Annotated in this window: 9 protein-coding genes; 7 read left to right on the top strand and 2 right to left on the bottom strand. The window is 72.9% G+C overall.

All coding sequences use genetic code 11. The features are described from left to right. The first annotated feature begins 556 nt into the window (after positions 1 to 556). Positions 557 to 925, top strand: a complete 369-nt coding sequence (locus tag MXD62_RS31700; RefSeq protein WP_071063902.1) for a hypothetical protein — start codon at positions 557 to 559, stop codon at positions 923 to 925. Positions 926 to 944: 19 nt separating this feature from the next. On the opposite strand, the gene MXD62_RS31695 is transcribed toward MXD62_RS31700, so the two are convergent. Further along, positions 945 to 2342 (bottom strand): MFS transporter, encoded by a 1398-nt coding sequence (locus MXD62_RS31695; RefSeq protein ID WP_248833043.1) that lies wholly within the window; start codon positions 2340 to 2342, stop codon positions 945 to 947. 187 nt (positions 2343 to 2529) lie between these two features. Between MXD62_RS31695 and MXD62_RS31690 the strand changes: the two genes are divergently transcribed. The 3 genes from MXD62_RS31690 to MXD62_RS31680 all read left to right on the top strand — a co-directional run bounded on the left by MXD62_RS31690 (position 2530) and on the right by MXD62_RS31680 (position 5512). Beyond that, positions 2530 to 3399, top strand: coding sequence for a rhomboid family intramembrane serine protease (locus MXD62_RS31690; protein WP_248833042.1), 870 nt, complete (start codon positions 2530 to 2532; stop codon positions 3397 to 3399). 107 nt (positions 3400 to 3506) lie between these two features. Beyond that, a complete protein-coding gene (locus tag MXD62_RS31685; protein ID WP_248833041.1) occupies positions 3507 to 4718 on the top strand; it encodes an MFS transporter in 1212 nt (403 codons plus the stop codon). A gap of 134 nt (positions 4719 to 4852) precedes the next feature. Beyond that, positions 4853 to 5512: a response regulator transcription factor gene (locus MXD62_RS31680; protein WP_248833046.1), complete on the top strand. Its 660-nt coding sequence runs from the start codon at positions 4853 to 4855 to the stop codon at positions 5510 to 5512. Between the two features lie 53 nt (positions 5513 to 5565). Here the strand turns inward: MXD62_RS31680 and MXD62_RS31675 are convergent, their stop codons facing one another. Next, complete coding sequence (locus MXD62_RS31675; RefSeq protein WP_248833040.1) at positions 5566 to 7461, bottom strand: GAF domain-containing sensor histidine kinase; 1896 nt, start codon at positions 7459 to 7461, stop codon at positions 5566 to 5568. Between the two features lie 620 nt (positions 7462 to 8081). On the opposite strand from MXD62_RS31675, the gene MXD62_RS31670 reads away from it, so the two are divergent. The 3 genes from MXD62_RS31670 to MXD62_RS31660 all read left to right on the top strand — a co-directional run bounded on the left by MXD62_RS31670 (position 8082) and on the right by MXD62_RS31660 (position 10260). Next, entirely contained in the window at positions 8082 to 8723 is a 642-nt protein-coding gene (locus tag MXD62_RS31670) for a cysteine dioxygenase family protein (RefSeq protein WP_248833039.1), read from the top strand. Beyond that, a complete protein-coding gene (locus tag MXD62_RS31665) occupies positions 8720 to 9103 on the top strand; it encodes a rhodanese-like domain-containing protein (RefSeq protein WP_248833038.1) in 384 nt (127 codons plus the stop codon). The genes MXD62_RS31670 and MXD62_RS31665 overlap by 4 nt, the downstream gene beginning before the upstream one ends. A gap of 788 nt (positions 9104 to 9891) precedes the next feature. Then, a complete protein-coding gene (locus MXD62_RS31660; protein WP_020462464.1) occupies positions 9892 to 10260 on the top strand; it encodes a WhiB family transcriptional regulator in 369 nt (122 codons plus the stop codon). The last annotated feature ends 33 nt before the right edge of the window (positions 10261 to 10293 follow it).

The raw sequence follows: 10293 nt of genomic DNA, 5'->3' as shown, positions 1-10293 counted from the left end.
GAACCATCAGGCAACACCGCCTCGGAGTGGAACATCACCCACGACACACAGCCACCATTCCGACCCCCACCACACCCGAACCCAGGCTCCGGAATTCCAGCATCGAGCGCGGTGCGCTCTTAAGCGGGTGTCTCATGTGGGGAGTCTCTTCCAGCAAGTGAGCACGGCGGCGACCGCATCGCGGGCTACCTGATCGCCGACGCGCTCCTCGCGCGCTCGTCCTGCCGGAGGAGAGCGTTGCGCAGGGTTCCGAGATCTTGGCCGTTCCGGCGATCACCAGCCGTTCCAGCGATCCTGTCAACTTCACGACACCGGACGGTTATTCGGGCTGTCGGGCGGGGACGTCACCGCCTTCGTCCGGTGGCGTGCCCGGGTGCGAGCAGGACGGCCCACCATCTCCACCTGCGGGAACATACGAGACGAGGGTTTTCGGCGATGCGAAAAAGATTCCAGTACCACCCCCGAGCAGCGGGGAGACCGCGCCGCGCTAGAGTTTCCGGACTAGTCCGATCATCTCGGATATTTGCTTTTCGACAAACAGTCAGGACCAGTGACGATGGCTCTCCGTGACAAACTCGCCGCGCGCGCCCAGCCCTATCTCGCCCCAGGTGAGACCGTGCAGCACGTCTTACAGGCGCAGACCGGGCCGACCCCGTACTTCTTCCTTCTCACCATGTTGATCATTTTCTGGATCGACTACCGCATCGTGGTCGTGACGGACCAGAGCATTCTGGTACTCAGGGCCGGCAAGCTCGTGCCAACGAAGCCGAAGGGAGACGCGCCGCTCGCGCGCCTGCCCCGCGAGACCGTTCTGGGGCCGGTCAGCGGTCTGTGGGGGACGACGGAGGCGACCGGCGAGAAGCTGCGGGTACACAAGCGCTTCCACAAGGACATCGCCGCCGCCGACGCCGCGATCGGGCGGTAGCGGAGCCGCCGCCCGCCCTTTACCGGTCCCGCGCCGGTACCGGGACCGCCCCGTCGGTAGCGGCACCACCAGCAGCTGCGGCGCCGGCCCCGGCGCGCAGCAGGGACAGGACGACGATCGCCAGGGCGGCCACGATCGCGGCGAACACCAGGCCGGCGGTGGTCAGGCTCGTCAGTTCGACGAGCAGGCCGACCCCGACGACCGGCAGTGAGAGCGCCACGTAGGCGACGACGAAGAAGGCGGAGGCGGCCTCGGCGCGGCGGTCGGCCGGGGAGGCCGCGTTCACGGCGGCGAGGCCGGCCCGGAAGGCGATCCCCTGGGACGCTCCGGAGATCACGCCACCGATCACGAGGCCGGCGACCGACGACGTCGCCAGGCCCAGCGCGAGCACGCCCATGCCCAGCACCAGCCCGGCGCAGCCGACGGTGAGCCCGATGCGCTCGGGCGGACGTCCTGGTGCGGCGAGCCGGCGGGTGACGACGTCGAGCGAGGCCTGGCCGCAGGCGGAGGAGGCGAAGACAGCGAAGACGACCAGTCCGGTGATGGCCCGGTTCGGCGGATCCAGCACGGCGCCCAGGAAGGCGGGTGCCACGGCCGTGTAGAGGCCGAGGACGGCGAATCCGGCGAAGGCAGCCAGCGCGACGCCGACGAAGACCGACCGGGCGCTCGGTGGCACCCGGGGGCGCTGTGGGCGCAGCCGGGCCGGGCCTGTCACCTCGACGGTCTCGGGCATCAGCCAGATGCCGACCGCGGCCGGGACGAGCAGCGCCAGATCGACCACGAAGGTCAGCCGCAGCGGGTTGGGGGCGTACTGGGAGAGCAGGCCGGCCAGCAGCGGGCCGCAGCCCAGACCGCCCATGTTGGCGATGGTGGCGACCAGGGTGGCGCGTCCCCGCCGGTGCGGTGGCGCGAGGTCGAGGAGCGTCGCGGTGGCCGTCCCGGTGAACACACCCGCGGACAGGCCGGAGAGCACCCGACCGACGAGCAGGGCGCCGACGTTGTCCGCCAGCAGGAAGACCGCGGCGCTCGCGGCCGAGGCGAGCAGGCCGGGCAGCAGCGCACGGCGGCGGCCGACCTGGTCGGAGAGCCGTCCGAACAGCAGCAGGGCCGCGATCACGCCGACGGCGTAGGTCGCGAAGACCACGGTGACCATGAGCTGGGAGAAACCGAACCGCTCACGGTAGAGCGGGTAGATCGGCGTCGGCAGGGTGGTGCCGAGCATGGTGACGACGAAGGCGTACGTCGCGAGGACGAACCCCACCCGGCGGCTGGTCGACGGGCGCCGCCGGGCCCGGCCGGCTGGGGGCTGAACCGGGGCCGCGCGGGTGGGCGGGGCGGCGGCGTCCGCCGTGGTCCCCGTGTCCGGGCCACCGGAGGCGGCTCCTCCCGGTAGGTCGGCAGAGCCAGCGGCGGGCATGCCCCTACCTTGCCCCCCCGCCAAAGGCCGGCGATAGCGAGACCGAGGTGAGGAGCGTCGCATCCCACCGCGGTGGACGGCCGGCGCCGCACCGCTCGTGGCCGTCTGACCGGCCGGGGGCGGCCTGCCCGGCTGCGGCGACCCGGCCAGGTACGGCGGTCTGACCGGCTACGGCAGGATGTCCGATGTGGTCATTCCGATTCACGACATCAATCCGCTGCGGCGCAGGCCGGTCGTGACCTGGCTGCTGATCGCCGCCAACGTCGTGATCTTCGTGTTCTTCACGCCGGTGGTCAGCTCGGTTGCCGGGGTACAGACCTCACGGACGCAGAACGCGTGCGAGCAGCAGCGCTTCTTCCAGGAATGGGGTGCGATCCCGAAGGAGCTGCTGTCGAACGAGCAGCTGTCGGTGGCGAACTCCGGCCGGCTCGCGGTGGACGCGCGGGGCCGGGTGGGCTGCCTGCAGGAGTCACCGCCGACGTTCGACAAGTCGCCGGCCCTGTCGGTGCTCAGCGCGATGTTCCTGCACGGCAGCTGGCTGCACCTGCTCGGCAACATGCTGTTCCTCGGGGTGTTCGGCAACAACATCGAGGATCGGATGGGCCGGCTGCTGTACCTGCTCTTCTATCTGACCTGCGGTTTCGCGGCGGCGTACGGCTTCGCCGTGTTCGAGGGGAACACCACCGACACGCTGATCGGCGCGTCCGGGGCGGTGGCCGGGGTGCTCGGCGCGTACCTCGTCGTGTTTCCCCGCGCCCGGGTCATCGGGCTGGTCTCGGTGTTGTTCTTTCTGCCGTTCTGGCTGCCGGCGTGGATCGTGCTCGGGTTCTGGTTCGCGTTGCAGTACGTGTACTTCACCGGCTTCGGGGTGGCCGACGGTGGGAGCGTCGCCTACGGCGCGCACGTGGTCGGGTTCGTCGTGGGGGCCGTGCTGGTCGCGCCCTTCGTCCAGCGGCTGCGCGCGGCCGGGCCCGATCCGCGCCGGGCGGTCCAGCATCGCTGGGTGCGTGAGCCACCCGGATTCGGCCAGCAGCGGCGGCCCCGCCACCGCGGCTGAGCCCGGCGGGCGGGCCCCCACAGGGGCCGGGCCCGTCCGGGCCACCTGCGGGCGTGGGGAAAAACCGCTGGTGACGAGCCTGGTGATACGGCACCGTTGATGCGGCTATGACAACCGCATATCACCGCGCCCTGGCCACGCCGGGTGCCGCCCGCTTCGTCCCCGCCGCGTTCCTGGGCCGGCTCCCGATCGCCATGGTCTCCGTGGGGACGGTGCTTCTCGTCCAGGCCGAGACCGGTTCCTACGGGGTGGGCGGGGCGGTCGCGGCGGCCGGTGCCGTCGGTGAGGCGCTGCTCGCCCCACGCCTCGGGCGGGCCCTCGACCGGTTCGGGCAGGCCCGGGTGCTGTCCGGCTGCCTGGCCGGTCATCTGGCGGCGATGACCACGCTGACCGTGGCGGTGACCGCCGGCGCGCCGCGTCCGGTGTGGTTCACCGCGTCGGCGGTCGCCGGCGGTCTGCTGCCCCCGGTGGGCGCCTGCGTCCGCGCGCGGTGGAGTGCCCGGCTCGGCGGCGGGGAGCTGCTCGGCACCGCGCTGGCGCTCGAGTCGGCGCTCGACGAGGTGGTGTTCGTCCTCGGCCCCACCCTGGTGACGCTGCTGGCGGTGCTGATCGCGCCGCCCGCCGGCCTGGTCGCGTCGATGGTCTTCCTGGCGACGGGCACCGGTGCACTGATCGCGCTGCGGGAGAGCGATCCGGGGCCGCGCGGCGGCGGCGCGGCCGCCGGCGCCCGCATGCTGCGCGACGGGGGCACCCGCACACTGCTGCTGATCTTCCTGTGCATCGGCATCGCGTTCGGCGGGGTGGACGTGTCGATGGTCGCCTTCGCCCGGGAGGAGGGGCTCGCCGCGGTGGGCGGGGTGCTGCTCGGGCTGTTCGCGGCCGGGTCGGCCGTCTCCGGTCTGGTGTACGGCGCGCGGGCGCACACCCGGCCCCTGTCCGGCCGGTTCCTGCTCGCCGCGGCCGTGATGGCGGTCGGGATGGCCCTGCCACTGGCCGGGGTGACCCTCGAGCTGATGATCCCGCTCGCGCTGCTGGCCGGGGCGACCGTCTCCCCCACCCTGATCACCGGCAATGCGGTGGTCGAGCGCCTGGTCGGCGCCGGGGCGCGTACCGAGGGGTTCGCCTGGCTCACCATGGCGGTCGTCAGCGGGATAGCCGTCGGGGCGCCGGTCGCCGGCAGTCTGGTGGACGGCGGGGGCGCGCACCGCGGATTGCTGGTGACCGCGGGGGCCGGTGTTCTCATCGGTTCGGCCGCGCTGACCGGCCGCCGCCCGCTCTCCTCAGGTCGACTGGTGGATCATCGTCCACACAACGATTGAACCCGGCTGACCAACCGTTCACCAGAGTTATAATCTGCATGCTGCACGTGACATACAGCGACGTTCTTCAACGACAGCGGGGTCGGGCGGAGTCAACGGTGTCAGAGGTATCAACGGGCAGTTCCGAGGCCGGCGTGACGCCCGCCCAGCAGTCGCGGGCGGGCTCCATCCGCGTCTTCCTTCTCGACGACCACGAGGTCGTCCGCCGCGGGCTGCGTGACCTGCTCTCCGAGGAATCCGACATCATCGTGGTGGGCGAGGCCGGGCGCGCCGACGAGGCGATCGCGGACATCATCATGTTGCGCCCGGACGTCGCCGTCCTGGACGCGCGGCTGCAGGAGGGCAGCGGGATCGAGGTGTGCCGGCACGTCCGGTCGCACGATCCGGAGATCGCCTGCCTCATCCTCACCTCGTTCGACGACGAGGACGCCCTGTTCACCGCGATCATGGCCGGGGCCGCGGGCTACGTCCTGAAGCAGATCCGGGGCACCGCGCTGGTCGACGCGGTGCGCCAGGTGGCCGCCGGCCAGTCCCTGCTCGACCCGGCGGTCACCTCCCGGGTGCTGTTCCGGCTGCGTGAGGGGCCGGTGGAGGACGAGCGCCTCGCCGGCCTCACCGACCAGGAGCGGCGGATCCTCGCGCTGATCGCCGAGGGGCTCACGAACCGGCAGATCGCCGCCCGCATGTTCCTGGCGGAGAAGACGGTCAAGAACTACGTGTCGAGCATGCTGTCCAAGCTCGGGATGGAGAGCCGCACGCAGGCGGCCGTGTTCGCCACCAAGCTGTCGTCCTGACAGCCGGCGTGGGAGCCCCGGCCCCTGACTGGCCGCTGGGGCGCCTGACGGGTTCAGGGCTCGCCAGGCCCCTCCGCGGGCCCGACGCCGAGTCGCGGGGCGGGGGTGTCCCCGGCCCGCGGCAGCGCGCGCGGCGGCGGGATGGGCTGAACCAGCGGCACGTGCCAGGTCACCGTCGTGCCGATGCCGTCCTCGCCTGGACCGAACTCCATCCGGCCGCCGAGGTCGAGCGCCCGGCGGCGCAGGTTCGTCAGGCCGCTGCTGCGCGACGCGCCACCCGGGCCGCAGCCGTCGTCGCGCACCTGCACCGAGACGTCGGTGTTGGTGACCCGCACCACCACCTCGATGCGGGTCGCCCGGGCATGCCGTGCGATGTTCGACAGCGCCTCGCGGATGGCCGCCAGCAGGTGCGGATGGATCACCTCCGGGATACCGCGGTCGACCGGGCCGTCGATGCGGGCCGTGGGCCGGATGCCCAGCGCCTGCTCGGCCTGCGACACGATTCCGGCGATCTCGGCCCGCAGGTCGACGGCGCCGGCGGACGCCGTCAGCGAGAAGATCGTATGGCGGATGTCGGCGATCGTCTGATCCAGCTCGCGGACGGCGTCGTTGAGCCGCACCGCGGCGCCCTCGTCGATCACCCGGGCGAGGCCCTGCATCTGCAGACCGGTGGCGAACAGCCGCTGGATGACGACGTCGTGCAGGTCGCGGGCGATGCGGTCGCGTTCCTCGAACACCGCGAGGCGTTCCCTGTCCCACTGCACGCGGGCGAGTTCCAGGGCGAGCGCGGCCTGGCCGGCGAACGCCGCCGCCATCTCCAGGTCGAGCTGGTCGAACGGGACCGCGCCCGGGGCCGCGGTGAGCATGAGCACCCCCAGCGGCCGCCCGGCGGCCAGCAGCGGGATGACCATCACGGTGCCGATCACCAGGCCGTCGACGGCCTCGCCCAGCAGGCTGTGCGCGGCGGGATCGGCGCGCTCGGCGGGGACGAGCATCGCCCGGCCCGCATTCATGATCTTGAACAGCCCGACCCGCTCGGGCAGTATCCGCCCCCGCAGCTGCTCGGCGAGCGGACCGTCGACGACGGCCACCTCCAGCGACCTGGGGGCCGCGCCGGGCCGTGCGGCGGGCCGGCGGGGCTGGACGCCGAAGCGGCCGGGCCGGGCCGCCTCCGCGCTGTTCACCGGGAGCACGATCGCGGCGAGCAGGGCCGAGGTGATCTGCCTGGCGCGCCGGGCGACCAGCCGTAACGCGTCGACGGGCTCGGCCACCGACAGCAGCGCCGTGGTGATCTCGGCACTCGCGGTGAGCCAGGCCTGGCGCCGCCGGGTGGCCTCGTAAAGGCGGGCGTTCTCGATGGCGAAGCCGACGGCCGCGGCGAGCGCCTCGACCAGGTCCTCGTCCTCCTGGGTGAACTCGGGGCCGCGCTTGCCCACCAGGTACAGGTTGCCGAACGCCTCCCCGCGGACGGCGATCGGGACGTTGAGGAACGTGGTGAAACGAGGCCGGCCGGGCGGGAAGCCGAGCGTCTCCGGCGCGACGACGGCGGTGCCCACCCGCGGCGCGTTCCCGCCCGGGTGGGGGCCGCCCCCGGGCTCGCCGATCAGGCCGCGGCCGGGCGGCATCCGGGCGATGTCGCGGGGAACCTCCTCCCCCGGGCCGACCGCGATCAGCTCGGTGATGGCGCCGTCCTGGCCGAGGACCCCGAGCGCGCCGAGCTCGCAGTCCACCAGGGAGCGGGCCGCCTGCGCGATCCGGCGTAGCGTCACTGGCAGGCTCAGCTCGCGCGCGACATCGACCACGGCGTCGAGCAGGCCGCGCATCCGGCTCTGCACCGCGTAGACCTCCGGCCTCGGCCCGGGCTTGAGGCAACGGCCGGCGCCGCCGAGCGTCCGCGGCTCGGTGCTGCTGGTCGCCAGCGCATCCGGGCCGGCGCCGGTCTGGACCATCCCGCACCTCCCGTCCGATCGCCTCCCGTGACGATAACGAGCGCATGACCCCCCCGGGGGACTCCCCGGCGTATCCGGCGAACTCCTCCCTGCCACGAGCGGGGCACCGGGATGGCGTAGAGTCCCTCGTATGGCCGTACCGGGCTTCCTGCTGCACAGCGACCGCGTGACCGACCTGAGCAGGGTCGTCACCGCGGCCTGTACGACCCGGGTCTGACCGCCGGCGGGCTGTTGTGCCCGCCGCCCGCCAGGCCCGTCCCGCCCGCCCCGCAAGGCCTGACGCCGCGGGGTGTCCCGAAGAGGCACGCCGAGCCACCAGCCCGCACCCCGGGGCTGATCCCAGCCACCGCACCCGATGCCCCGGGGCCGGTCACCGGCCGCGGCCCGCCCGCGCATGCGCGCCGGTCCGCGGGAAGCGCCGGTAAGCCGGGGACGTCGACGGCCGGTTGGGAGCCGCCCCGCCCGCGCCCGGCGCCGACTGTCGGCACGAGGCCTCTTCACTCCGCTCACCGATGCGTTCGACCCACCGATGCGTTCGACGTGTCCGCGATGGCGTCACCTGCGTGACGTCCGCCCGCCAGCACTCGCGTCGCGCGTGGCACTCGTGCAAGGAGGCACCGATGCCGCTGATCCACCCTGCGCTGCTCCGTCCGGCTGTGGCGGCCACGCATGAGGCCACGTCGCCCGGTGTCGCGCCGTCCGGCGTCACGCCACTCGTGCCGGACCGGTTTCTCGTCGACGAGCCGATGACTCTCGGCCTCGCGGACCTGCGCGAACTGGTCGCCCGGCTGGCGGGCGCCGACCTCGCCTGGCGGCCGCTCGTCCGGCACGACCCGGACAGCCGCTGGTACACCCGCCTGCTGCTGTCCGGCGCCGTCGAGGTGTGGCTCATCGGCTGGTACCCGGGGCAGCGGACGGAGATCCACGATCACGGCGGCGCGCTGGGGGCGCTGGCCGTCGCCGAGGGCGCCGTGGACGAGGACGAGTGCGGGGCCGACTGGCAGATCACCCGGACGCACCGGCACGGGGCGGGGGCGCTCGCCCTCTTCCGGCCGGATCACGTCCACCGCATCGTCAACCGCGGGCACGGCCTGGCCACCACGATCCACGCCTACTCGCCACCCGAGCTGCCGCTGCGGTACGCGCCGGACCTCGCCCGGCGGACGGAGCCGAGCGCGGCCGCCCGGGCCACGGCGGAGGTGCCGCCCATGCCCCGCGAGTCGCGGGAGTCGCGGGGCGTGGCCGCGGTGGTCCCGGCATGAGCGAGAGCCGGGTCGACGCGATGCTCGGCGCGGCCCGCGCCCGGCTGCGCCGCCTCACCCCCGAGCGGGCCGCGGCGGCGCTGGCCGACGGCGCCGTCCTGATCGACATCCGGCCGGCGGCCCAGCGGGCCGCCGAGGGCTCGATCCCGGCCGCCGTGGTGATCGAACGCAACGTGCTCGAATGGCGACTCGACCCGACCTGCGAAGCCCGCGCCCCCTTCGCGACCGGCGACGACATCGTGCCGATCGTGATCTGCTCCGAGGGCTACACCTCCAGCCTGGCCGCCGCCTCACTCCAGGATCTGGGCCTGCCCGCGGCGACCGACGTGATCGGCGGGTTCCACGCCTGGGCCGCGGCGGGCCTGCCGACCACCAGCTGATCTCCAGCCCAACCGCCGGCGGACCGCCGACTGAGCTCGAGTCGATCGCCGGCCGATCCGAGCTGGCGGCCGGCCGCCTGGCCGTCCGGCCGCCGGACTGTTGATACGTTTCAAACCCACGGTACCCTCATGTGGTCCTGAGCACATTTCAAGGCTGATGAGCGGCGACATCCGAAATCCGGCGGCATTTTGTACCTTTTTTACCTGCCGGCAACCCGCTCCGGAGGCGGCCTCCGACCGCCCCCGACCGGCGCTCCCTGCACCGACATCTCACCGCCACGGTGCCGTCACACCGATCTTGCTGCCTCTACAGAATGCCTGTACAGCAGCCGCTTGTATGCCTGGGAGACCTAGCGCACAGCGCGCGCGGAAACGGTGACGTAACCGCCATGGACCTGGGAAGGTGAGGTCCGCCGCCCCGGAGCACCACCAATCGGGGGGCCCGGAGAGATCCGGACGTCGGCGTTCCGGAACCCTTGCTATCCGGTCGAGAGAAGTCTACGTTCCTCGGTTAACGAGACGAGACGGGATCGTTTCCGAGCGGGGCTCCGAGTACACGCCGGGCGCACTGTTGGGAAGCACCTGGGGGCTTCTCGACTCGTGCTGGTAGGCCCGCCTGTCCGGTGTATGGCGCTACGCCGGACGTGCGTTACCGCAGCGCACCTGTCCGCCTTTGCAACGTCAGCAGGAGACGGTATGCCCAGTCAGCCCGGCATGCTACCGGTCGGTAGCCCCGCCGCACCCATGTCCCTGTCGCCGTCCGATTCCGTCCGCGAGGGAGGCAACCGATGAGTGCCGGCGTACCCGTACTTCCCGGTCGTGACCTCCCGCCGCAGCCGTTCGGCGAGGGCTGGCCCGTCTACTGGCGCCAGGACGCCGCGTGCCGCGACGGCGACCCGGACGCCTTCTTCCCGCCGGACGGGCGCAACACCAAAGCACGTGCGGCCGCCGAAACCCGGGCCCGCAAGATCTGTTCCGACTGCCCGGTGCAGCGGGCCTGCCTGGCCACCGCGATCTTCCGCCAGGAGGAGCACGGGGTCTGGGGCGGGCTGACCTCGGACCAACGCTCCGCCCTCGTCCCGCGGGGCCGGCTCAGCGCGGACGACGCGCTCGCCGCCGCGGACCGCCTCCTGCTTTCCATCGCCGTCGCGAGCTGACCCGGCCACGGGCCGCACGTCCTCCGGCCCGGT

It is taken from the genome of Frankia sp. Mgl5 (genome assembly GCF_023242985.1).
GTDB lineage: Bacteria > Actinomycetota > Actinomycetes > Frankiales > Frankiaceae > Parafrankia > Parafrankia soli.
The sequence above is the reverse complement of the archived record's forward strand: the minus strand, read 5'-3'. Positions and strand labels throughout refer to the sequence as shown.

What these genes read in the sequence shown, in the direction of transcription:
- MXD62_RS31700 (WP_071063902.1), top strand. Translation starts at nt 557, where the DNA reads ATGGCTCTCCGTGACAAACTCGCCGCGCGCGCCCAGCCCTATCTCGCC.
- MXD62_RS31695 (WP_248833043.1), bottom strand. Translation starts at nt 2,342, where the DNA reads ATGCCCGCCGCTGGCTCTGCCGACCTACCGGGAGGAGCCGCCTCCGGT.
- MXD62_RS31685 (WP_248833041.1), top strand. Translation starts at nt 3,507, where the DNA reads ATGACAACCGCATATCACCGCGCCCTGGCCACGCCGGGTGCCGCCCGC.
- MXD62_RS31675 (WP_248833040.1), bottom strand. Translation starts at nt 7,461, where the DNA reads ATGGTCCAGACCGGCGCCGGCCCGGATGCGCTGGCGACCAGCAGCACC.
- MXD62_RS31670 (WP_248833039.1), top strand. Translation starts at nt 8,082, where the DNA reads ATGCCGCTGATCCACCCTGCGCTGCTCCGTCCGGCTGTGGCGGCCACG.
- MXD62_RS31665 (WP_248833038.1), top strand. Translation starts at nt 8,720, where the DNA reads ATGAGCGAGAGCCGGGTCGACGCGATGCTCGGCGCGGCCCGCGCCCGG.
- MXD62_RS31660 (WP_020462464.1), top strand. Translation starts at nt 9,892, where the DNA reads ATGAGTGCCGGCGTACCCGTACTTCCCGGTCGTGACCTCCCGCCGCAG.